This is a genomic window from Tabrizicola sp. (assembly GCF_022842145.1).
Taxonomy (GTDB): domain Bacteria; phylum Pseudomonadota; class Alphaproteobacteria; order Rhodobacterales; family Rhodobacteraceae; genus Tabrizicola.
The window spans coordinates 48817-71926 of the sequence record NZ_JALHQD010000003.1 but is presented as its reverse complement, the minus strand read 5'-3'; the positions used below and the strand labels follow the sequence as shown (position 1 = coordinate 71926).

Here is a 23110-nt window from a genome sequence, read left to right as displayed (position 1 = left end):
GGGCTACGACAGCATCAGGTCCGCGTAAGAGCGGTCCGGGCTGGTGTCGGTGGGGATCGAGGTCGACGTGGCGGCCTCGTTGAAGCTGGCGTCTGCGCCGTAGATCTCGCGGGCGACGCCGGTGGACAGCTGGTCGGGCGTGCCGTCAAAGACGATGCGGCCATCACGCATACCGATGACGCGGTCGCAGTAGCGCCGGGCGGTGTCGAGGGTGTGGAGGTTCGCGATAACCATGCGGCCATCCTCGACGTTGATCCGCTTCAGCGTGTCCATGACGACCTGCGCGTTCATCGGGTCGAGGCTGGCGATGGGCTCATCCGCGAGGATGATCTTAGGGTCCTGCATCAGGGCGCGGGCGATGGCGACACGCTGCTGCTGTCCGCCGGACAGGGCCTCGGCGCGTTTGGGGGCCTGTTCGCTGATGCCGAGGCGGTCGAGAATTTCGAGCGCCCTCAGGATGTCGGCGCGGGGCCAGAGATTGAACATCGTCTGCAACGTGGAACGACGGTTCAGGATGCCGTGGAGGACGTTCGATGCGACGTCCATCCGGGGCACCAGGTTGAACTGCTGGAAGATCATCGCGCAGTGCGACTGCCAGGCGCGGGCCTCCGGACCCTTGAGTGCAAGGACGTTGCGGCCGTCCACCCGGATCTCGCCCGAGGTCGCGTCCAGAAGCCGGTTCATCATCCGCAGGAAGGTAGATTTCCCCGCGCCGGAGCGGCCGATGATGCCCACGAAGGCAGGGCGGTCGATCTGGAAGCTGATGTTGTCGACGGCGGCCTTCTGGCCGAACAGCCGCGTCACGTTTGCCACGTCCAGCATCGGTGGTCCCTTCGCTTTGGTCTGGGACCGTCCTAGTGGGCGGATGTGACAGGCAGTCGAAGGCTGAATGAAGCTTGTGTGACGCTACCACTTGATGTGGCGGGGCCAGACGTAGGTCTCGTCCGGGTCCATGAGTGCAGGCACGGCCAAAGCCATGCAGCGGCGGCGGAGGTCGGCGGCGATCTGGTCGCGGTCGAGGGACGCGAGGTCCGTGGCCGAGACCGGCGAACCGACGCGCAGGTCCACCGGGCGGCCCATGCGGCGGCGGGTTTCATGGAAGATCAGCGCGACGCGCAGCGGGTAGGAGGTATGGCTCGCGATCTGGAACAGGCGCGAGTTCTGGCCGGAGAAATGCACGGGCAGCGTTGTCACGCCGGGGATCGTGGCCAAACGCCCGACGAACGGATGCCAGGGCGCATCCACGGCGCGCCCCGTAAGCGGCTTGTTTGCCGTCGCCACTCCACCCGCCGGAAAAACCGCCACCACCTTGCCCGCGGCGAGAAGCTCGGCTGCACGACGTCGCGTCTCGGCGGTCAGGCGCCGCGCTTCAGACGTGCCGGAGAAATCGACGGGGAGCAGATAGGGATCAACTTCGGGCACCCGGCACAGGAGGCTGTTCGTCAGGATGCGGACGTTGCCGCGCAGCTGCATCCCCAGGTGGCCGATGGTCAGCCCGTCCACCACGCCGAAGGGGTGGTTCGCGACCAAAAGGAGCCCCCCGGTCGCGGGGACTGCCTTCAGGTGTTCGGCCCCGGCGGCGATGCGCGGGGCGATCCGCAACTGGCGGAGCGCCGCGGAAAAGACGGGCACGCCGGGCAGGCTTTCGCCCCAAGCCCAGTCCAGGTAGAGCCGCCGCAGCTTCGGCTGGCCGGTCAGCGTCTCGACCGCCCGGATCAGGCTGCGGCGAAACCGCGACTGGCCGGGGTGGGAATAGGTGAAGTCGACTTGAGGCGCAGCGGGAAGCGTGTCGAAGTTGGCAAGTGCGTCGAACATCTTGGCCTCGCTAAAGGGCGGGTTCGGGGTGGGGTGTCAGTGGCAAGGCCGCGTAGCCGGGGCGGCCAGCAACCCAGGTGCGCAAGGGTGCCGGGGCCTGGCCTTCGGGCCAGTCGAGCAGAAGGAGGTCGGCGCGCTGGCCGGTGGCAATGCGGCCCCGGTCGCTAAGGCCCATCGCGCGGGCGGGGTTCAGCGAAACAAGCTTCCACAGCGCCGGCAAGGGCGCCACCCGGTCGGCGTGCAGCCGCACCATCGCGCCCAGCATTGCGGGGTAGTAGTAGTCGGAGGCAAGGATGTCGCAGAGTCCCCGCTCGATCATCTGCGCGGCCCCCGGGCTGCCGAGATGGCTGCCGCCGCGCATCGCATTCGGCGCGCCGAGGACGATTGCGTCTCCGGCCTCTCGCGCAGCGAAGAAGACGCGGTCATGCATCGGGAACTCGGCCACCGTGGCGCCAAGCTGCCGGTAGTAGGCGCGAGTTTCGGCCTGGCTGTCGTCGTGGGACAGCATCGGAACCTTGTGCGACCGGGCAAGCGCGGCCATGCGGTCGATATGCGCGGGGACCTCCGCCCGGCGCTGCCAGACGGTGGTCAGGAGGGTGACGTAGTCGTCGGGCGAGACATGGGCGCGTCGGGCCTGGTCGGCCATCTTCTTCAGGAAGCGCGGGGCGTCGAATGGGGTTATCGGGTAGTCCGGAACCTGGTCGAACGGCCGGTCCTGCAGCGCCAAGTCCGGGTGCAGCAGCATCGCGGTGGTGTGGTCGTTGAATGCCAGCGCCGGGCGGTCGGGGCCGGCAAGCGCGTGGGCGATCAGCGGCTCGGCCTCGGAACAGAAGGTCTCCCACCGGAGTTGCAGGCGGTTCTCCGCGGTAAGGCGGGGACGCAGTGCCTCCAGCGCACGAAGGACCTGCCAGCCGGTCTCGACCGAACGGAGGCCGGGTTCCCAGGAGAGGGTAAGCGCATGGTAGGCGGTTGCAATGCCGTTCGCGGCAAGCTGGCGGTCCGTTTCCAGAAGCGCGGTTTCCACCGCGACCATGACGCCCGGGCGTGGCATGATCTGACGCTCGAAGGCGTCGCCGTGGATGTCGACGAAGGCGGGGGCCAGAGTCAGACCGCGCGCTGGGATCACCGTCGCCCCGTCGCGGGCCACGTCGACGCCGGTGATGCGGCCCGCTTCGATGCGGACCGAAGCAGTCTCCACCCGGTCGTCCAGGATGACGCGGGCACCTTCGATCAATTCGGCGGTCATGCGAGACGTTCCGCCAGAAGGTGCCAGTGCCAGGAGCCGGGCTTTTCATGCGGCCGGTCGAAGAGGGTGAAGACCTCGAAGCCCCACATCAGCGCCAAAAGGTCGGGCGCGGTGCAGAAGTAATGCGGGTGAATCTTGTCGCCCTCGCCCTCGAACACCCAGGTGTTGCGACTGATCTCGCGCCCCTTGGCCATGGCCTGTTCAACCGGCAGGCGGCGGGCCGAAAGCATGGTGGCCATGAACGTGCCGCCGGGGCGCAGGACGCGGGCGACTTCGGACATCGTTCGGCGGACGACGCTTTCATCGCCGTGGTAGATCACGTTCCAGGCCAGGACATGGTCGAAGCTCGCGGCCGCGAACGGCAGGTCAGTCATGGGGGCCTGCACGGTATCAAGCGTCAGGCCCTTGGCGAAGGCTGCGGCTGCGACAGCGGCCGTCGCGGCCTCCGAGGCGTCCAGTGCGGTGACCCGGTGGCCCGCTTCCGCGAAAGCAAGCGCATGGCGGCCGATTCCGGCGCCCAGGTCTAGGATGCGGGAAACGGCAGTCAGCGTGCTGGCATGGTCGATGGCCCAGGGTTCCGGCATCGCCCAGGGGCTGGAGCGGTCGGCCTTCTGCCACTCGGCGTTCCAGTAGAGATGCGCGGTGTCGGTGAGCATGTGATTCATATCAGCTTCCTGCGGATCCAGCCCGAGCCCTGCTCGACGGCGATGACGAGAGCGAGCATCATCAGGATGATCGCGAGGGCCTCGTCGTAGTTGAAAAGGTCGAAGGCGACCTTGAGGTCGACCCCGATTCCCCCGGCCCCGACAAGGCCCAGGGCAGCGCTTCCGCGCACCGATTTCTCAAGGGCGAAAAGCGAGGTGGCGGTGAACGATGGCAGGCAGGCGGGGATCACGGCGGACCCGATGATGCCAAGTCGGCTCGCGCCGATGGCGCGGAGGGCGTCCTGCGGGCCAGGGTCCGTCTCCTCCATCGCCTCGGCGAAGAAGCGGCCGGCGAAGCCGATCTTGTCGACCATGATCGCCATGACCCCGGCGGCGGGGCCGAGGCCGACGATGATGATGAAGATGATCGCCCAGACGAGATCCGGGACGGTGCGGAAGAGCGCGATGATCGCGCGCGCGGCGTGGCGGACCAGCGGATGAGGTGACAGGCGGTCGGTGGCGAGGATGGCGAAGGGCAGCGCGAGAAGGAGGCCAAGGAAGCAGCCGGCGACAGCCATCTGCAGGGTCTCCAGAAGCTTCCAACCGATCGGCACGATCCGGGTGAAGTCCGGGGGGAACATCTGGGTCAGCATCCCCGAGGGCGAGAAGAGCCGGGCGACGCCGGAACCGAGCTTGTCCAGCGCGGGCGCGGTGGCAGCAAGCGAAGTGGCGACCAATGCGAGCACGGCGAGGAGGGCCACGTATTCCACGAGGCTGCGGTGCTGGAAGCGGGCGGGGGCGAGCGGGGTCATGCGGCCTCGTCGAAGAACTGGCGCAGGCCGGTGGCGTTGGCGCGGGCAGTGGCAGTGTCGAGGGCAATGCGGCCGTTCGCGAGGCCCAGGATGCGGTCGGAAAAGCGCAGCGTGTGCTCAAGCCGGTGCGAGATCACCAGAAGCGACAAGCCATCGTCGCGGACAAGGTTGAGGAGAAGAGACATCACCTCCTCGCCGGTTTGCGGGTCAAGGCTGGCGTCGGGCTCATCCGCAAGGATGAAGCGGGGGCGCTGCATCAGCATCCGGGCAATGGCGACGCGCTGCTGCTGGCCACCGGACAGACTGTCCACCCGGACAAGCGCGCGGTCGGCAAGGCCCACGCGGTCAAGGCAGGTCATCGCCTCGTCGCGGACGGCGGCGGGGGCAAGCGATTGAGCCCAGGCGCGGGGGCAGGACATTCGGGCCTGTACGCCGTGGATGACATTCGACAACGCCGAGAGGCGGGGGACGAGGTTGTGACGCTGCCAGACGATGCCGACCTCGGCCCGGAACTGGCGAAGCGCGCGGGGCACAAGCGCGGGGACGTCGCGGCCGAGCATCCGGACTTGGCCCGAGGTCGGCTCGATCAGCCGGACAAGGCAGCGGAGGAGCGTGGATTTGCCCGACCCGTTTGCCCCGATCAGCGCGGTGGCTTGACCGGGCGCAAGGGCGAAGTCGACCCCGCGCAGGACCGGGCGGTCGGGAAAGTGTTTGGTCAGGGCGGCGACAGAAAGGACCGGCTCTGCCAAGGCAGAACCGGCCAGCGCCTGCGGGGGGAGAGGCGCGTTCATCCTGGGATCACTCGCCGACGAATTCGGTGAACTCGGTGATGCCGATATTCTCGAACATCTTGCGGACCACATCATAGTCCGAGTTGGTCACCGAGGCATTGAACTTTCCGCCGACGTACTTGGCGTTCTCCTCGGTGGAGGTCAGCGCCGCCAGGATCGCGTCGTTATTGTCGGCGAAGGTCTTGCGGACCGTATCCACCACTTCGGGGGCTACCTTTGGCGAGGCGAGAAGGATGTCGTCTGGAAGCTGCTCGCCCTTCACCAGAACGCGGAACTGCTGGTCCGGGAACTTCTCGGTGATGCTGTCGATATGGGTGCGGTTCAGGCCGATCCCGGCGATTTCGCCCTTGATCAGCGCCTCGACCGCGACGTTGCGGTTCAGGAAGACGGGTTGGTAGTCGACAGCATAGGTCAGGCCGGCCTTGGCCAGCAGGTCCACTGGCCCCAGGTGCTGCGAGGTCGACCCGATCTCGCCGAACGAGATCATCTGGCCCTTCAGGTCATCGGGTGTCCTGACCGGGCTGTCTTCCAGCACGACGACGGTCGAGTAATAGTCGGGGCGCACCCAGGTCACAACGGGCTGGGCTTCGAGGCGCGCGTTGAACACCACGTATTCCGCCGGACCGGTCAGCACGAAGTCGATCTGGTCCGCGGCCATCGCCTCAACTGCGACCGTGCGGCCGGAGACTGGGAAGAACTCCACCGTCAGACCCGAGGCTGCTTCGAAGGCCGCCTTGAACGGCCCCATCTCACGCTGCAGCGCTTCCATCCCGTCGATGTCGGTGACGGCGAAGCGGATGGTCTCCTGAGCAGAGGCAGCGGGTGTCGTGGCAAGCGCGAGGGCTATGAGGCCAGAAGCGAGAAGCGGTTTCATTTAGGGGCGTCCTTTCAGCTGTGCTGACGGACGGCTAGCAGGCGATCCCTACAATGGAGCGACGGAGAGATCACAGGACTGCGACAGTTTTCCCAAAGGAAGCCCCGAGCATCATAAGGTAAAGCTCTCGGGGGAGGTTACAGCCTTCAACCGGAACTGGCAGGTTTTCAGTCATCCCCCGTAGCTGGGGCAGGACGCACCTCCAGAGCGGTCTGCTGGATTTCCGAGCCGACAGCCTGGTCGAGCGCCAGGCTCTTGGCGTGGAGACACGCTTTCATTCGGCGCATGCCGCCCTGGCGCAGGGCCTAGCCGCACTGCATGGGAAGCACCGCAAGGCAGCGATGGACCGAGCCAGACCGAAACGCCCAGAGCTATTCTGCGCACCGCCCGAAATCGCGCCGAGCCCCCCGTTGCGCCGCCTAATCCGTTGGCACCCTCAGTCGCTGCCGGGGAATACAAGCGCAGACATGACGCAGGCCAGATCATTTCTTGACGGAATCGGCGGTGCGTGTATCGTTGGGGTTGTGGCGCTTGATCTCAATGGCGAGAGAGCCGCAGTCTCACATTACTCATACCGAAATGGCCGGATGGCAACGTTGCCCCAAGCGCAGATGCGCATGGGGTTTGTCTGCTTTGGAGATGCAATTGGGTACGACAGCTGTTCCCCTGGGGCTGATGTTCTCGCAGGAAGGCCCCTACGCTGCAGTCGGCACGACGATGTTGCGCGGGGCGCAGCTCGCGGTCAGCGAAATTGCCTCCGATCCGGCCTATGACTTCGGCTTCGAAGTGCACACGGTAGATCCAGGCGGCCGGAATGATCGCTATGTGGCTTGCGCGCAGGCGTTGCTGGCGGTGCCCGGCCTGACCCATGTGGTGGGTTGCTATACTTCGTCCAGCCGCAAGGAAGTGCTTCCGGTGTTTGAAAAGCTGGACGCCGTGCTGTGGTATCCGTCGCACTATGAAGGCTTCGAGACGAGCGAAAACATCGTCTACACCGGCGCAGCCCCCAACCAGCACGTCGTTCCACTGACCCATTACATTCTGTCCGAAGGCGGGCGCCGGGCCTTCATGGTCGGGTCGAACTACATCTGGGCCTGGGAAAACAACCGCATCATGCGCGAGATCCTTGGCCGCAACGGCGGGCAGGTGCTCGGTGAGCGCTACTTGCCGGTTGACGAGTTGGACGTCGACGAGATCGTGGATCTGATCCTGAGGCATCGGCCGGATTTCATCTTTTCCACCCTGATCGGCGAATCAGCCTACAGCTTCATTCGATGCCTCCGCCGCAAGTGCAGCGAAGCCGGTCTGGAGCAACCTCGCGATCTGCCGGTGCTAAGCTGCAGTCTGGCTGAGTTCGAACTGCCGCTGATCGGCGATGCCTGTGACGGCCATATTTCGTCCAGCGTCTATTTCTCCTCTGTCGAGACCGAGGCCAACCTCAGGTTTCTTGCTGCATGGGAACAGCACTATCCCGGCGCTGGCCCGACCTCGGCCGATGCCGAAGCCAGCTACATCGCTGTTCACATGCTTGCCCGTGCCATCAAGCGCGCCGGGAGCGCGGACCCGAAGGCCGTGCTGGCGGCACTGAACTCGGTTTCCTTCGAGGCGCCGCAGGGCTCGGTGCAGATCGACCCCGATAACCGCCATTGCTTCCTTTGGCCCCGCATCGGCCGGTCGCGCGTCGATGGCACGTTCGAGATCCTGCACAGCAGCAACAAACTGGTCCGGCCCGATCCCTATCTGGTCTGGGAACCTTTGGCGCGGGCAGCGCTGAGTGGCGAAAAGATGCTGCGGGTGGTATCATGACCTCACAGATCCGGTCGAACTTCCGCGGCGCGCGGGCTTGGGTGGCCCTGCCCGAAGATCAGAACCGCGTGGTTCTCGTGCGCACACTGGAACGCTTGGGACTTTCGGTTTCCGAACGCGACCCCGATGCCACCGATTTCGTCGCAGGACTGCAGGATGTGGTCTTTGTCGATGCCGATCAGGACTTCATTGTGCTGGATTCGGATGTTCCGCACATCGCCCTTATCGGGATGGAAGCTCCAAGCCGTCTGGCTCGCGTGGTGCGCCACCGGGCAGCTTCGGTGCTGATGAAGCCGGTTCGCGCCACCGGCATCTTCACGGCCCTGTTTCTGGCCTTCAACGAACACTCCATCCGCCAACGCGAGCTGATGGACCGTGACAACCTTGCCCGTCGCGCCGAGGGCCGTCGGGCAGTGGTCAAGGCCATCCTCAAAATCATGAACGAAGAAGACGTTTCAGATGATGAGGCCTATCGAAAGATGCGTGTGGCCAGCATGGCCAAACGCATCTCGATAGAAGAATTCGCGGCCGAGTTACTGGCCGCGTCAACGTCCTCCATGCGTCTCGCCGGCACAGCAGCGCATGAGCGGAAAACCAAACAACCATAACAAGGAGGTGTACTATGCCCAGTGGAAGTCAGTTCGTAAAGGCCATGCGCCTTGGGGTGGCCACTGCCGCCCTGACGGCGTCGGTCGGCATGGCGCAAGACGCCATCAAGATCGGCGTCCTTGAGGATCAATCGGGGGATTTTGCAGCGGCGACGATGGTCAAGGTGAACGCGATCACCCTTGCCGCCGAGGAGATCAACGCGGCCGGGGGCATCGGTGGCCGTCCGATCGAGCTGGTGGTCTATGACACCCAGTCCGACAACACCCGCTATCAGGAGTTCATGCGCCGCGTGTTGCAAAGCGACCAGGTGGATGTGGTCTTCGCTGGGTTCTCGTCCGCCTCGCGCGAAGCTTACCGCCCCATCGTCAACCAGTTCGATGGTCTGGCCTTCTACAACAACCAGTACGAAGGCGGTGTCTGCGACGCCAACATGATCGTCACGGGCGCGGTGCCGGAACAGCAGTTCTCGACCCTGATCCCTTGGATGATGGAGAAGTACGGCAAGAACGTCTACACGCTGGCGGCCGACTACAATTTCGGCCAGATCTCGGCCGAATGGGTGCGCCAGATCGTCGAAGAGAACGGCGGCACCATGGTGGGCGAAGAGTTCATCCCGCTGGGCGTGTCGCAGTTCGGCCAGTCGATCCAGAACATCCAGGCCGCCAAGCCAGGCTTCGTGGTGACCCTTCTGGTCGGCGCGGCGCAGGCGTCCTATTACGAACAGGCGGCGGCAGCCAACGTGAACCTGCCGATGGCCTCGTCGGTCAACGTGGGCCAAGGGTATGAGCACAAGCGCTTTACGCCCCCCAGCCTGAAGGACATGTACGTCACCACCAACTTCATCGAGGAAGTCGACACGCCGGCTGCCAAAGCCTTTGTCGAAAAGTTCCGCGCCCGCTTTCCGGATGAACCCTACATCAACCAGGAAGCCGCGAACTCCTACATCGCGATGAACCTCTACAAGCTGATGGTGGAACGCGCCGGGTCGACCGACCATGCGGCCCTGCGCGCCGAAATCGCCAAGGGGGATGTCTGCTTTGACGGGCCGTCGGGCAAGGTCTGCCTGGACCCCAAAAGCCAGCACATGTCGCACACCATCTTCCTGGCCAAGGTCGAAGCCGATCACAGCATCAGCTTTCCCACCGTCTGGGAAAACATCGCGCCCTACTGGCTGGGTGAAGCTGGCTGCGACCTGACCAAGAACGACCCAAGCGCGCAATACACGCCGTCCAGCCCTCCGCCGCAGGAGTAAGCACGGACCTTCCGGGGGCGGCAGCGCCCCCGGTTCCTTCCCTTCAAGCGCGGCGTTGATGCTGCGGACTTCGACAAGGAGACAGCGGTGCTATCGACGATGTTCTCGTTCCTTTTCCAGTTCGGCGACGCCTTTGCCTTTCTGGTGATCGCGTCGATGGGGCTGGCCATCATCTTCGGGATGATGGGGGTCATCAATCTGGCGCATGGTGAGTTCATCATGTGCGGGGCCTACACGACGGTGAGCCTTGCCCAGATGGGCCTCCCATTGCCCCTGGCGATTCTGGGCGGATCGCTGGTGGCGGGCGTGATCGGGATGGTGCTGGAGCGGACGATCATCCGGCACCTCTATCACCGACCGCTGGATTCCATCGTCGCCACCTGGGGGCTCAGCATGATCGCGACGCAAGGTGTCCTGATCGTGCTGGGGTCCACGATGCAAGGCGTCGGCACGCCGCTGGGCAGCTTCACTGTCGGCGGGTTCTCTTATTCGACCTACCGCGTGGTGCTGATGGGCATCGCGGTGCTGCTGCTGGTGGGGCTCTATCTGCTGTTCTACCACACCCGCGCCGGGGTGATTGCGCGGGCCACGATCCAGCTGCCGCGCATGGCGCAGGCGACCGGGGTGGACACGGGCAAGGTCTACACGCTGACCTTCGGGCTTGGGGCGGCACTGGCCGGATTGGCGGGCGGGCTTTATGCGCCGACGATGACCCTGGTTCCGACCATGGGCGCGACCTTCATGGTCGAAAGCTTTGTCACCGTGGTTATCGGCGGCGGCGACATCTTCCTCGGAGCGGCTCCGGCGGCAGCCATCCTGGCCGTGATCCGGTCGGGCATGACCGCATGGCAGGGCCAGCTCTTCGGCCAGATCGGCCTTCTGATCACAGTCATCATCGTCATACGGTTGCTGCCGGGCGGATTGTCGGGCTGGATACTCGGAGGCCGCAAATGACTGGACGCGAGGCACATCCGGACGTAAGCCGCGGACCGTCGCTGATTGACGCGACACCGAAACAACAGCGCAACACGCTGGCGCTGTGGCTGTCGCGGCTGGAAGGCCCGCAGACCATGGGGCGCGGAAAGGGGTTCTGGCTGACCTTGGCGCTGGCCGTGCTGGCGGCGGTGATCTACCCGCTGTTCGTCGATGGCTGGACGGTCGGCAATACCGCGTACTTCCTCGTCTGGACCTTTATGGCCATGGGGCTGGGGGTGATCTGGGGCTATGCCGGGTCGCTGTCCTTTGGTCAGACCGCGTTCTTCGGGCTGGCGGGCTATGGGTATGGCGTCCTGACGCTGAACTTTGGCGCGGCCTACGGGTTTACCCTGCTTGCGCTGCTCCTGTCTGTCGGCCTTGCCGCACTTCTGGCAGTGGTGCTGGGCTACTTCATGTTCTACGGCCGGGTGCAGGGGGTGTTCATCGGCATCGTCACCCTGTCGGTCACACTGGTGTTCCAGGCGTTCATGGCGCAGACGGCGGGGCCGGAATGGGCGATCGGCGCCGCGCGCCTGAACGGGTTCAACGGCATGTCCGGCATGCCGCCGCTGACCATCCCCTGGCCGGGGGGCGACGTGCTGCTTTATGCCGACATCGCGCTTTATTACGTGCTTCTGGGCCTGATGCTGGTGGTCTATCTCGGCCTGCGGATGCTGTTGAACGCGCCCTTTGGCAACGTTCTGGTGGCGATCCGCGAAAACCCCGAACGGGCCGAGATGCTGGGCTATGACGTGCGCCGCTATCAGCTTCTGGGCTTTGTGCTGGGTGGCGCCCTGGCCGGCCTATCCGGGGTGCTCTACACTGCCTGGGGCCAGTATATCACCCCCAGTTCCATGAGCATCACGGCCGCCGCGCTGCCGGTGATCTGGGTGGCCTTTGGCGGGCGCAAGGATGTGACGGCCACGCTGATCGGCACACTGGTGATGATCTTCCTGTACCAATGGCTGACCATCTACGGCAGCCAGTATGCCATCGTGGTGATGGGGGTGATCCTTGTCCTAACCGTGCTGTTCGCACCCGAAGGGATCGTGCTGTCGCTGATGCGCTGGATCTCCGCGCGGCTGACATCTGCGGGAGGCCGGTCATGATCCTGCAGACAAAGGGCCTGAACAAACGCTTTGGCGGTGTGCATGTCGCGCGCAACATCGACTTCGGCATCGAACCCGGCGAAATCCATTGCCTGATCGGACCGAACGGCGCGGGAAAATCCTCGCTTTTCCGGCTGATCCTTGGGGCACACCGGCCCGACAGCGGCAGCATCCTGTTCAAGGATGAAGACGTGACCCGCCTGCCCTCCTTCGCCCGCATCCGCAAGGGGATGAGCGTCAAGTTCCAGGTGCCCGGCATCTTCAAGGATCTGAGCGTGCGGCAGAACCTGGTGATTTCGTTCCAGCACCACCTGCACGGCCATGATCTGGAGGCGACAATCCAGCGCGTTCTGGCCTTCGCCGGGCTGGAAGGGCTGGAGGAAAAGGCCGCAGGCACCCTGTCGCATGGGCGTCAGCAATGGCTGGAGATTGGCATGGCGGTCGGGGTGGAACCGCAGCTTCTCTTGCTGGATGAACCGACAGCCGGCATGTCGCCCGAAGAAACCCGCCAGACCGGGGAAATGCTGCGCACCCTGAACGCTCAGGGCGTGACCATCCTGGCGGTCGAGCATGACATGTCCTTCGTGCAGCAGATCGCCGACCGGGTGACAGTGCTGCATTTCGGCGAGATCTTTGCGCAAGGGTCGGTGCAGGAAATCATCTCGCACCCCGGCGTGGCCGACATCTATCTGGGGGCGTCTGATGAGTGACATGCTGAAGGTCACCGATCTGCGCGCAGGATATGGCGGCGAGCCGGTGCTGCAAGGCGTTTCCCTGCGCGTCGGCAAGGGCGAGATCGTCGCCGTGATCGGTCGCAACGGGGTGGGCAAAAGCACGCTGATGCGCACGCTGATCGGGCTGTTGCCGGTCGGGGCGGGTCAGATCGAATTTGCCGGGCAGGTGGTCAACAAGGTCACTGCACAGGCCCGCGCACGGATGGGCATCGGCTATATCCCGCAAGGGCGCGACGTGTTCCCCCGCCTGACCGTGCGGGAAAATCTGCTGGTGGGCGAAACGGCACGGCGCGGCGGCACTCCGGATTACGACAAGGTCTACGAGTTCTTCCCGATCTTGAAAGAGCGCGCACGCCAGGCCGCAGGAACTCTGTCCGGCGGGCAGCAGCAGCAGCTTGCCATCGGGCGGGCCATGGTGGGCGGACCCGACCTGATGCTGCTGGATGAACCGTCCGAGGGCATTCAGCCCTCGATCGTCAAGGACATCGCCCGCAACATCAAGCGGTTGAACGCGGAAACCGGGCTGACGGTGCTGTTCGTCGAACAGAACCTCGACCTGATCGTCAACCTCGCCCAGCGCGGCTTTGTCATCGACAAGGGCCGCATCATTGCCGAGGTCGGTCCGGAGGACATCAAGGATCGTGAGAAGGTGAAGAAATGGCTGGCATTGTAGGAACATCGCATCAGAAGGGAGACTGGGCATGAGCTGGTTTGATGCCTCGGTAATGACGAAAAAGGGCGTGTCGCAGGGGAAACCCGGCAAGAGCCACTTCATCGGGATCAAGGATCAGGGGGCGTTCCATTACGTCTATGGTCCTTACGTCAAACCCGTGCTGGAGGTGGACCCCGGCGCGGTGGTGACGGTGGAAACCCACGACGCCTTCGAGGGCAAGATCACTTCGGAAAGCGACCGACCGTCCGAGATCCTGAACTTTCCGTTCCTGAACCCGCAGACCGGCCCGATCTTCGTGCGCGGCGCCGAGAAGGGTGATTGCCTCGCGGTCAGAATCATCTCGATCAAGCCGCGCGGGCCGCAACCGGTGGGCACGACCTGCCTTCTGCCGGAGTTTGGCGGGCTGGTGGCAACGGGTCAGACCGCGATGCTGAACGCGCCCTTGCCGGAAAAGGTCAAGAAGGTGCGCCTGGACGAAGACGGGGTCTACTGGTCCGACAAGATCACCCTGCCCTACGAGCCCTTCATCGGCACCATCGGCACCAGCCCCGAGATCGAGGCGATCTCTTCCCTCGTTCCCGACTACTACGGCGGCAATATGGACCTTCCCGACGTGGGGCCGGGGTCGATCATCTACCTGCCGGTGAACATTGCCGGTGCACTGCTCTACCTTGGTGATTGCCACGCCATTCAGGGCGACGGCGAATTGTGCGGCGTGGCGATGGAAATGCCCGCCACGGTGCAGTTGCAGGTCGATCTGATCAAGGGCCACACCATCGGCTGGCCGCGGCTAGAGACCGAGACCACGATCATGACCATCGGCAGCGCCCGCCCGCTGGAGGATGCCGCGCGCATCGCCTACCGCGAGTTGGTGCGCTGGATCGACCAGGAAACCGGAATGGGGCAGGACGAGGCCTACATGCTGCTGACCATGGTCGGCAAGGCCCGGCTGGGCAATATGGTGGACCCGAAATACACCATCGGGACCGGTATCGCGAAGAAGTACATCGGGCTGTAACCGCCCTGCGAAACGGCGGCCCCGGCGGATGAATTCCGTCGGGGCGTCGGCATTCACGCGCAAGGCTTGCTGGGTGCCAACGCCGCCCTAGCTATCAGTCCAAGAAACATAAAATTCAGGGGGATGACCATGCCGGATGGCAGCAACACACCGTCACGCCGCAGCATCGTGGTGTCGGAATTCACCAACAGTGTGCTGGACCCTGATGCGCCGATGCTTGGCCCGGTGGAAAACGGCGGCACGATCATCGCCAATACCGCCCCCGGCTGCTGGGGCCCGATGATCACGCCGTCCCTGCGTGGCGGGCATGAGGTGACGCGCCCAGTCTACGTCGACGGGGCCGAGGTCGGCGACGGCGTTGCCATCCGCATCCGCGACATCACGGTCACCTCGATTGCCACGGCCTCGGGGCACGATTCCTCGCCCGAAGGCTTTTGCCTCGGCGACCCCTATGTTGCCGGTCGCTGTCCGGTCTGCGACACGGTCTGGCCGGAAACCCATGTCGAGGGGATCGGCCAGCAAGCCGTCAAGTGCAACACCTGCGGCAATGCGGTGACCCCTTTTGCCATCGTGCACGGCTACACTGTCACCTTCGACGAGACACGCTCCGTCGGCTTGACCCTCCCACAGGCTGCCGCAGAGACCATTGCCCGCGATGCCAACCACTATTCCGCCCTGCCCGACCAAAGCCGCCAGCACTCGATCCTGACCTTCGCGCCCTCGGATATGCCCGGCACGCTGGTGCGGATGCGCCCCTTCATGGGCCAGCTTGGCACCTGCCCGTCGATGGCAATGCCCGACAGCCATAATGCGGGTGACTTCGGGTCCTTCCTCGTCGGCGCTCCGCACGAATACGCCATCACCGCCGAGCAACTGGCCCAGCACAAGACCGACGGTCACATGGACATCGACGCCGTGCGCGCGGGCGCCATCCTCGTCTGCCCGGTGAAGGTCCGGGGCGCAGGTGTCTACATGGGCGACATGCACGCCGGCCAGGGCGACGGCGAGATTGCCGGGCACACGATGGATGTCGCGGGCAGCGTGACATTGCAGATCGAGGTGGTGAAAAACTATCCGCTTGATGGGCCCGTCCTGTTCCCTCTGGAAGAGGACCTGCCGCCAATGGCCCGGCCCTTCACGGCAGCCGAAAAGGCCAAGGGGCAACGGCTGGCGTCTAAATGGGGCGTCGCCGCGATCGAACCCTTGGCTCCGATCAGCGTGATCGGTACGGCCGCCAACCTGAATCTTGCCATCGAAAACGGGCTGGCACGCGCGGCCAAGCTCTTGGGCATGACCGTGGCCGAGGTACGCAACCGCGCCACAGTGAATGGTGCAATCGAGATCGGGCGCGCTCCGGGCGTTATCCAGGTGACATTCCTGGCACCGCTGGCCAAACTCGATGCCGTGGGTCTGGGCGATTACGCCCGCGAGCAATACGGTCTTTGAGGTAGAGCCGATCCAACGGGCCCGCGCACAAATTCTGCGGGCCCAGGCTTTTCCCTCTGCGTCCTGATCCTCGCGCCGTCAACTTCGCGGCAATCGCCCGGACCGCTGAGTGCCCGGCAGCCCGGCCCTCTGCGCACACTGGCGCCAACGCCGCCGGAAAAGCCGCGGAATTAACGGCAACAGCAACCCGCAGTGCCACACTCGCAAGGCCTTGACCCCGGTCGGGCTGCCCAGCTTCTCCCCCGTTGCCTTTGACACCAGCGCCTTCTTAGTCCGCCACGAGATGGCTTCTCGTTCTGCTTGGGAGTTAAAACCACAGCTACTTGTCGATCGCGGCCTGCGCCCGGCGTGGCTCTCGACAGATTCCACGGAACCGTGAAATACTGGCAAAATGACATTTTTCGAAAACGCTTCTGGTGATGGCCCTGTTGTCCAGGCATCCGTGACGCGTTTTGAACGCCAGGTCCCCTGGCAGATCAGCAGACATTCCCAGCTGCACCACGCGCTATGGCAGTTCCTCGCAACCTGCAGCCTGATCTTCGGCGCCTGGTATCTCTGGTGGCGCTGGACGGAATCGCTGAACTTCGCGGCACTGTGGTTCTCGCTCCCGCTCGTCGTGGCCGAAACGTTGGCCTATATCGGGCTGATCCTTTTCACGATCAACATCTGGACCGATCGGTCGCCTCAGCCCGGCCCGTCCCCGCACTCGCTGCGCGACATCACCGGCGACCCGTTGACGCCCGAGCGGCCACTCGTGATCGACGTGTTCTTCGCCACCTACAACGAAGACCCCGAGATCGTCCGCAAGGGCCTGCAGGCGGCAAAGCGGCTGGACTATCCTCATCCGATAGAGGTCAGGGTCCATGTGCTGGATGACGGCCGCCGCCCGCCGATGGGCGACGTCGCGCGCGAGGAGGGGGTGAACTACATCACCCGAACGGACAATGTCGGCTACAAGGCCGGGAACCTGCGTAATGCGATGAACCATACCTCGGGCGACCTGATCGTGATCTGTGACGCCGACACGATCCCGCTGCCGCACCTTCTGACTGAGACGCTTGGCTATTTCCGCGACCCGCGCATGGCTTGGGTGCAGACCCCGCAATGGTTCTGGGATGTGCCCCCGGGCGTGCCTTTGCCCGTTATGCTGGCACGCCGCTTCGGCCGTGTGGGGGGCGGCGTCGGCCGTGCCGCCGAGGCGTTGATCGGGCCGGTCCGCCTGGGCGAGGACCCGTTCGGCAACGACCCCCAACTCTTCTACGACTTCATCCTGCGCCGCCGGAACTGGGCGAACGCAGCCTTTTGCTGCGGGGCCGGGTCCGTCCACCGGCGAGAGGCCGTCATGGAAGTCGCGCTCCGCACCTGGGCCACGGATGTCGACGTTTCGTTCCAGCGGCAGCTGGACGAAATCCGGCAGCTGACCGGCGAAGCCGAGGTCGACAGGCGGCTGGCCACGGTCACGCGTGTCAGCGCCGCTCAGGAGGTGGATTTCACCCCGTTCATGCTGCACGTTTCCGAAGACATCTACACTTCGATCCGGCTGCACAAAGACCGCGAGCGCGGCTGGAAATCGGTTCAGCACCCGGTGGTGGTCTCGCGCATGGTTTCGCCCAACGACCTGCTGAGCTGGACGATCCAGCGCTTCAAGTATGCCGGGGGGACACTGGACATCCTGCGCACCGACAATCCGCTGTTTGCGAAAGGCATGACCCTGCCGCAGCGCATAATGTACGGGGTGACTTTCTATTCGTATCTCTCGCCGCTGTGGAACGTGGTGTTCCTGCTGTGGCCGGTGATCTTCCTGTTCACCGGCCTCGTGCCGGTCGCCACCTATTCCATCGACTTCCTTCTTCACATCGTTCCCTTCCTGCTCTTGAACGAGCTGGCACAGCTTGCGGGCTTCTGGGGGGCGAAGACCATGTCGGGGCGGCGCTGGTATCTGGCGATGTTCCCGCTGAACATCCAGGCGCTCTGGGCGGTGGTACGAAAGCGCAAGATTTCCTTCCCCGTCACCCCGAAGCAGCGCAGCGAAGGTCGGTTCCTGTCGCTGGTCAAATGGCAGCTCTTGGTGGTCGGGTTGTCGATCGCCGGGCTGATCTGGGCCTGGACGCTGCATCTGGGGGGCGGGGGCACCTATTCCATCGGCGGGCTGGTCGCCAACACGCTTTGGGGTGTAAACAACATCCTGTCGCTGATGCCCATCATTTTCGCCGCCGTCTGGAAGCCAGACCCGGAGTTCGACCTTCCCATCATGGAACGGTTCCAGCATGAAGTTCAGTGAAGCCCTGATCGGCGCGCGCAGCCAGATTGCCTGGATTGCGGCCCTGGCCTTGTCGACGGTGGCGATCATCCATCTGGAGCGGTTGAGCATAGGAGAGCAGGAGGCAGTCCAAAGGGCCAGAGTGGCTGCCACGGACGCGCGCCTCGCCGCCGAGGCGACGGAGGCGCTTGGGCAAGCCGAGGCGCGGCTGGCGGCCTCTCCCGCAGATGCTGCGGCGGCCGCTTCGCTTCTGGTGGCGCTGTCCAATGCCGTGGAGGCCGGAGTGCTGGACATCGACGAGGGGCGCAGGCGCGCCGACCAACTCTGGGAGCTTGCGGGCAATGCTGGCCCCATCTGGCGGCCCGGCATCGTTGCGGCCGCACTGGCCTTCGCCAACTAGGGGCGGTGGCGCACCATCCGAAGGCGCAGGTGATCCCCCACCCTGCGCAACGAGACCTCATCCATCGAGACGACCATCAGCGACAACCCGCGTCCGCTTTCGGCGATGCTCTGCCGGTCGGAGGGGTCGAAATCCAGCCGGTCGGGCCCTGCGCCGTGGAACAAGCCGGGATCGGGCTGTGTCTCGTCCCCGATCTCGATGACGACATCTCGGTCATCGATCTCCAGATAAAGGTCAATCGGCTTCCCGGTTGACGAGGTGCCGAACCGGACGGCATTTGTCAGCGCCTCCACGACGGCCAGTTCGACACAGGCCAGGCCTTCCTCGTCGAGAACGTCAAGCAGGGTATGGCGAAGGGCATCGGCGGCCGGTCCGATCGCCTCCAGGTCACGACTGACAGCCCGGAAGCGCGTTTCCGCCATTCAATCACTCAATTCATGCGGCCAGGCGCTGGACCGCCTCATCGACCGTTGCCGTGATCGGAAATACCCGATCCATCTTCGTTATAGAGAACAAGCGTGCCACAGGAAAGCGCGCAGAGGCTATCGAAATCGTCCCCAAAGGACCCAGTTTCTTGACCGCGGTGATCAGTGCACTTAGCGCCGCGCTGTCCATGAATTCAACCATTTCAAGGTCAAGGACGATCGACTGCTGACCACCCTCGATGAGATCGACCAGAACCTCGCGAAGCGCCGACGCCTTGCTGGCATCGAGCCTGGGTGCCTGGATCCGTAGGATCGCGGGGTCGCCGTTGATTTCTTCCTCTGGGTGCATAGTTCTGTCGTCCTGACATGCCAATCGTTAATGTATCGCAGAGGGTCAGCTTCTTAACCTCTGGTTAGTCATTCGCCGGAGAACGTGGCGAAAGCGTGTTTGGTCCCTGACCATTTTAGTCAAAATCGGGGGAATAGTTGCGACGAATAAGGACAGATGAGGGCGTCGCGACCTCACCGATACAGCCCTGTTCAAGTTGTTCCGACGCTGCAGTAGTCTCGGCCGCAGCTGGACGTAAACGGTTTCACCAGGAAAGTGGCGGAGGCGGTGGGATTCGAACCCACGGTACGGTTCCCCGTACGCTCAGTTAGCAACCGAGTGCTTTCGGCCTCTCAGCCACGCCTCCGTGACCCTGATTTAATGGCAGCAAAGGTTGGGGGCAAGTGGAAAGGTGTGACAGGCGCCAGACCGCAGAGAAGGCTTCTGTTCCGCCCCGGCACGCACTAACCTGTCGCGGAAAGCCGGGGCCGCGGCAAGCTTTCGGACCGGCTGAAGCCAACAGGGATGCCCGGAAATGACACTTCCTGCACAAGCCCAGATCGTTGTCATCGGCGGCGGGATCATCGGCTGCTCGACCGCCTACCACCTTGCGCGCGACCACAAGGCCGACGTGATCCTGCTGGAGCAGGGAAAGGTGACCTCGGGGTCGACCTGGCATGCGGCAGGCCTTGTCGGGCAACTCCGCTCCTCGGCCTCGATCACCAAGGTGCTCAAGTATTCGGTCGACCTCTACAAGGGCCTGGCCGCCGAGACGGGCCTTGATACCGGCTGGAAAATGACCGGCTGCCTGCGTCTTGCCACCACGCCCGACCGCTGGACGGAATTCAGGCGCCTGGCCACGACGGCGAAAAGCTTCGGCATGGAGATGGATCTGATCGGCCCGGACGAGGTCAAGCGGATGTGGCCACTGATGGACACCTCGGACCTGATCGGTGCTTCCTGGTTGCCCACGGACGGGCAGGCAAGCCCGTCGGATATCACGCAGAGCCTCGCCAAAGGCGCGCGGATGCATGGGGCAAAGATCGTCGAAGGCGTCCGGGTCACCGGCTTCAAGATCGCCGGCGACAGGATCACCCATGTCGAGACCACCGAAGGCGACATCGCCTGCGAGACGGTCGTGAATTGCGGTGGCATGTGGGCCCGGCAGATCGGTGCGATGGCCGGGGTGGCGGTGCCGCTGCACCCCGTGAAGCACCAGTACATCGTGACCGAGAAGATCCCCGGCCTTTCCCTCGATGCAGCGACCCTGCGCGATCCCGATCGCCGCACCTACTTCAAGGAAGAGGTCGGCGGTCTGGTCATGGGCGGCTACGAGCCGAACCCGCAGGGCTGGGTCACCGGCGACATCCCCGAGAACTGGGAGTTCCGGCTGTTTGACGACGATTACGATCATTTCGGCCAGCATCTGGAACAGGCCATCGCCCGCATTCCCGCGCTGGCCGAGGTCGGCGTCAAACAGATGATCAACGGCGCGGAAAGCTTCACGCCGGACGGCAACTTCATCCTCGGCCCGGCGCCGGAATGCGCGAACATGTATGTGGGGGCGGGCTTCAACGCCTTTGGCATTGCCAGCGGGGGCGGCGCGGGATGGGTTTTGGCCGAATGGGTGATGAAGGGCGAAGCCCCCCTGGATCTCTGGGCGGTCGACATCCGGCGCTTCTCCAGCCTCCACCGCGACCGCACCTGGGTCGCCGAACGCACGCTGGAGGCTTACGGCAAGCACTACACCGTCGCCTTCCCGCATGAGGAATACACCTCGGGCCGCCCGCGCATCGTCTCGCCGCTGTACGACCGTCTCAAGACCGCTGGGGCGGTCTTCGGCTCGAAACTGGGGTGGGAGCGCCCGAACTGGTTCGCCCCGCCGGGGGTGGAGCCGAAGGATGTCTACTCGATGGGCCGCCAGAACTGGTTCGACGCGGTGGGGCAGGAACACCTGCACGTCCGCGCCCACGCCGGGGTCTTCGACCAATCCTCTTTTGCCAAATACGAACTGTCCGGCCCCAAGGCGGCCGAGGCGCTGGAGGCGATCTGCGCCAACCGGGTCGCGCGGGACGTGGGGCGGCTGACCTACACCCAGCTTCTGAACTCGCGCGGCGGGATCGAATGCGACCTGACCGTCGCAAGGCTGAGCGACAACCACTTCTACATCGTGACCGGCACCGGCTTTCGGACCCATGACTTCGGCTGGATCTCCGACCACCTGCCCGCCCAGGGCACCACGTTCAAGGACGTCACCGAAGACTGGGGCACGCTGTCGCTGATGGGCCCCAGGGCACGCGACATCCTGTCGCAGGTTACCTCGGCGGACGTCTCGGACACCGCCCTGCCCTTCGGGTCGGTCCGAGAGATCACCATCGCAGGCACCCCGGTCCGCGCCCTCCGCGTCACCTACGTCGGTGAACTGGGCTGGGAGCTGCACGTCCCGATTGCCGCCCTCGGCACCGTCTACGACGCCCTGATGGCTGCCGATCCACAGCTGAAACCCGTGGGTTACCGCGCGCTGGAATCCCTGCGGCTGGAAAAGGGCTACCGCGCCTGGTCCTCGGACATCACGCCGAACGACACGCCCTTCGAGGCGGGCCTTGGCTGGGCGGTCAAGCTGAAATCCGGCCTCCCCTTCCTCGGGCGCGAGGCGCTGATCGCGCGGCAGGCACAGCCGCTGCCAAAGCTTTTCGCCGGCTTCACCGTCGCCGACCCGACGGCTGTCCTGGTCGGCCGCGAGACCATTCTGCGCGACGGCCAACCCGTGGGCTACCTGACCTCTGGCGGCTACGGCTACAGCATCGGGAAAAGCATCGGCTACGGCTACGTCAGGAACGACCAGGGTGTCACCCACGACTGGGTGAACCAGGGCCGCTACGCTTTGGTCATCGCGGGGGAAGAGACCCCGGCCGAGGTCACGCTGGACCCGATCTACGACCCGACCGGGGCCCGGATTCGCGCCTAGATGTCCTGGACCCAGCGCTTCGCCGAACTCCGCACCCTGCCCGCCGACATCGCCTCGGATCTGCAGACGCGCAGCCGGGTCGTCCATCTGCCCGCCGGAACCCGGGTATTCGAAGTCGGCCAGCACGCGCAGAACATGCTGCTGCTTCTGGCCGGAAGCGTGCGCGTCCAGCAGGTCTCGGACACCGGGCGCGAAGTGTTTCTCTACCGCGTCCATGCCGGAGAAAGCTGCATCCTGACCACCGCCTGCATGCTGGCGGACGAGGACTATGCCGCCGAAGGCATCGCCGAGACCGATGTCGAGGCCGTCGCCATCCCCCGCCCCGCCTTCGACGACCTGACCGGCCGTTCCGTCCAGTTCCGCACCTTCGTCTTCCGCGCCTATTCCCGCCGCATCGCCGATCTCTTCGCGCTGATCGATGACATCGTCTTCCAGCGCATCGACGTCCGCCTCGCCGAACGCCTGCTGGCGCTGGAACAGAACGAAGTCATCCACGCCACGCACCAGGCCCTCGCGGTCGAACTCGGCACCGCCCGCGAAGTCATCTCCCGGACCCTGGGCGAATTCCAGCGCCGGGGCTGGGTGGAAACCGCGCGGGGGGAGATCCGCATCGCCCAGCGTACCGGGCTGGAACAATTGGCGCGCTCTGTGACCTAGTCACCGACAGGCGTTGGCCTGCCGTGCGAAACTCTCCTCATCCAAAAGAAGGAGAGTTGGACATGGGACGAAATGTTGGAACGGCGGATCGGGCATTGCGCGCGCTGATCGGGATCCTTGCGCTGGCTGGAGCGTTCGCTCTGGGTTGGTTCTCGGGCTGGATGGTCTGGGCAGCGGCCGCAGTTGGTGTCATCATGCTGGGCACCGCCGCGGTGGGTTTCTGCCCGCTCTACCGGCTGGTGGGGATCAACACCTGCAGGATCTGAGG

23 protein-coding genes and 1 tRNA gene are annotated in these 23110 nt (G+C 64.6%); 14 read left to right on the top strand and 10 right to left on the bottom strand.

The features are described 5' to 3' along the window. Positions 1–3: 3 nt before the first annotated feature. From phnC to Q0C42_RS08500, 7 genes are all read right to left on the bottom strand, one after another. Positions 4–822, bottom strand: coding sequence for a phosphonate ABC transporter ATP-binding protein (gene phnC / locus Q0C42_RS08530; RefSeq protein WP_295074410.1), 819 nt, complete (start codon positions 820–822; stop codon positions 4–6). 84 nt (positions 823–906) lie between these two features. Continuing rightward, positions 907–1815 (bottom strand): lysophospholipid acyltransferase family protein, encoded by a 909-nt coding sequence (locus Q0C42_RS08525; protein ID WP_295074409.1) that lies wholly within the window; start codon positions 1813–1815, stop codon positions 907–909. Between the two features lie 10 nt (positions 1816–1825). Further along, entirely contained in the window at positions 1826–3061 is a 1236-nt protein-coding gene (locus tag Q0C42_RS08520) for an alpha-D-ribose 1-methylphosphonate 5-triphosphate diphosphatase (RefSeq protein WP_295074408.1), read from the bottom strand. Beyond that, on the bottom strand, positions 3058–3726 hold the full coding sequence (locus Q0C42_RS08515; RefSeq protein ID WP_295074407.1) for a class I SAM-dependent methyltransferase: 669 nt from the start codon (positions 3724–3726) through the stop codon (positions 3058–3060). The genes Q0C42_RS08520 and Q0C42_RS08515 overlap by 4 nt, the downstream gene beginning before the upstream one ends. Further along, positions 3723–4517 (bottom strand): phosphonate ABC transporter, permease protein PhnE, encoded by a 795-nt coding sequence (phnE, locus tag Q0C42_RS08510; RefSeq protein ID WP_295074406.1) that lies wholly within the window; start codon positions 4515–4517, stop codon positions 3723–3725. The genes Q0C42_RS08515 and phnE overlap by 4 nt, the downstream gene beginning before the upstream one ends. Further along, positions 4514–5308, bottom strand: coding sequence for a phosphonate ABC transporter ATP-binding protein (locus tag Q0C42_RS08505; RefSeq protein ID WP_295074405.1), 795 nt, complete (start codon positions 5306–5308; stop codon positions 4514–4516). The genes phnE and Q0C42_RS08505 overlap by 4 nt, the downstream gene beginning before the upstream one ends. Before the next feature lie 7 nt (positions 5309–5315). Beyond that, positions 5316–6182 (bottom strand): PhnD/SsuA/transferrin family substrate-binding protein, encoded by an 867-nt coding sequence (locus Q0C42_RS08500; RefSeq protein ID WP_295074404.1) that lies wholly within the window; start codon positions 6180–6182, stop codon positions 5316–5318. A 579-nt stretch (positions 6183–6761) separates the two neighbouring features. Between Q0C42_RS08500 and Q0C42_RS08495 the strand changes: the two genes are divergently transcribed. From Q0C42_RS08495 to Q0C42_RS08445, 11 genes are all read left to right on the top strand, one after another. Next, positions 6762–7988, top strand: a complete 1227-nt coding sequence (locus Q0C42_RS08495; RefSeq protein ID WP_295074403.1) for a transporter substrate-binding domain-containing protein — start codon at positions 6762–6764, stop codon at positions 7986–7988. Beyond that, positions 7985–8596, top strand: coding sequence for an ANTAR domain-containing response regulator (locus Q0C42_RS08490; protein ID WP_295074402.1), 612 nt, complete (start codon positions 7985–7987; stop codon positions 8594–8596). The genes Q0C42_RS08495 and Q0C42_RS08490 overlap by 4 nt, the downstream gene beginning before the upstream one ends. Before the next feature lie 14 nt (positions 8597–8610). Continuing rightward, a complete protein-coding gene (locus Q0C42_RS08485) occupies positions 8611–9849 on the top strand; it encodes an urea ABC transporter substrate-binding protein (RefSeq protein WP_295074401.1) in 1239 nt (412 codons plus the stop codon). 87 nt (positions 9850–9936) lie between these two features. Further along, on the top strand, positions 9937–10803 hold the full coding sequence (locus Q0C42_RS08480) for a branched-chain amino acid ABC transporter permease (RefSeq protein WP_295074400.1): 867 nt from the start codon (positions 9937–9939) through the stop codon (positions 10801–10803). Further along, on the top strand, positions 10800–11933 hold the full coding sequence (locus Q0C42_RS08475; protein WP_295074399.1) for an ABC transporter permease: 1134 nt from the start codon (positions 10800–10802) through the stop codon (positions 11931–11933). The genes Q0C42_RS08480 and Q0C42_RS08475 overlap by 4 nt, the downstream gene beginning before the upstream one ends. Continuing rightward, a complete protein-coding gene (locus Q0C42_RS08470) occupies positions 11930–12643 on the top strand; it encodes an ABC transporter ATP-binding protein (RefSeq protein WP_295074398.1) in 714 nt (237 codons plus the stop codon). Before Q0C42_RS08475 ends, Q0C42_RS08470 begins: the two co-directional genes overlap by 4 nt. Beyond that, entirely contained in the window at positions 12636–13340 is a 705-nt protein-coding gene (locus tag Q0C42_RS08465) for an ABC transporter ATP-binding protein (RefSeq protein ID WP_295074397.1), read from the top strand. The genes Q0C42_RS08470 and Q0C42_RS08465 overlap by 8 nt, the downstream gene beginning before the upstream one ends. 28 nt (positions 13341–13368) lie before the next feature. Then, positions 13369–14358 (top strand): acetamidase/formamidase family protein, encoded by a 990-nt coding sequence (locus Q0C42_RS08460; protein WP_295074396.1) that lies wholly within the window; start codon positions 13369–13371, stop codon positions 14356–14358. A 129-nt stretch (positions 14359–14487) separates the two neighbouring features. Beyond that, positions 14488–15804 (top strand): acetamidase/formamidase family protein, encoded by a 1317-nt coding sequence (locus Q0C42_RS08455; protein WP_295074395.1) that lies wholly within the window; start codon positions 14488–14490, stop codon positions 15802–15804. Positions 15805–16246: 442 nt separating this feature from the next. Then, positions 16247–18085, top strand: a complete 1839-nt coding sequence (locus tag Q0C42_RS08450; RefSeq protein ID WP_295074394.1) for a glycosyltransferase — start codon at positions 16247–16249, stop codon at positions 18083–18085. After that, positions 18072–18464, top strand: a complete 393-nt coding sequence (locus Q0C42_RS08445; RefSeq protein WP_295074393.1) for a hypothetical protein — start codon at positions 18072–18074, stop codon at positions 18462–18464. Before Q0C42_RS08450 ends, Q0C42_RS08445 begins: the two co-directional genes overlap by 14 nt. On the opposite strand, the gene Q0C42_RS08440 is transcribed toward Q0C42_RS08445, so the two are convergent. From Q0C42_RS08440 to Q0C42_RS08430, 3 genes are all read right to left on the bottom strand, one after another. Then, on the bottom strand, positions 18461–18886 hold the full coding sequence (locus Q0C42_RS08440) for an ATP-binding protein (protein ID WP_295074392.1): 426 nt from the start codon (positions 18884–18886) through the stop codon (positions 18461–18463). The two genes, Q0C42_RS08445 and Q0C42_RS08440, sit on opposite strands and share 4 nt — an antisense overlap. A 13-nt stretch (positions 18887–18899) precedes the next feature. Further along, positions 18900–19238: an STAS domain-containing protein gene (locus Q0C42_RS08435; RefSeq protein ID WP_295074391.1), complete on the bottom strand. Its 339-nt coding sequence runs from the start codon at positions 19236–19238 to the stop codon at positions 18900–18902. A gap of 256 nt (positions 19239–19494) precedes the next feature. Further along, positions 19495–19584, bottom strand: a tRNA-Ser gene (locus Q0C42_RS08430). A gap of 168 nt (positions 19585–19752) precedes the next feature. Here Q0C42_RS08430 and Q0C42_RS08425 point away from each other — a divergent pair. The 3 genes from Q0C42_RS08425 to Q0C42_RS08415 all read left to right on the top strand — a co-directional run bounded on the left by Q0C42_RS08425 (position 19753) and on the right by Q0C42_RS08415 (position 23108). Then, the gene (locus Q0C42_RS08425) at positions 19753–22185 is read left to right on the top strand and encodes an FAD-dependent oxidoreductase (protein ID WP_295074390.1); all 2433 of its coding nucleotides are present in this window, start codon (positions 19753–19755) and stop codon (positions 22183–22185) included. After that, the gene (locus tag Q0C42_RS08420; RefSeq protein ID WP_295074389.1) at positions 22186–22842 is read left to right on the top strand and encodes a Crp/Fnr family transcriptional regulator; all 657 of its coding nucleotides are present in this window, start codon (positions 22186–22188) and stop codon (positions 22840–22842) included. A gap of 62 nt (positions 22843–22904) precedes the next feature. Next, the gene (locus tag Q0C42_RS08415; RefSeq protein WP_295074388.1) at positions 22905–23108 is read left to right on the top strand and encodes a DUF2892 domain-containing protein; all 204 of its coding nucleotides are present in this window, start codon (positions 22905–22907) and stop codon (positions 23106–23108) included. Positions 23109–23110 lie beyond the last annotated feature (2 nt).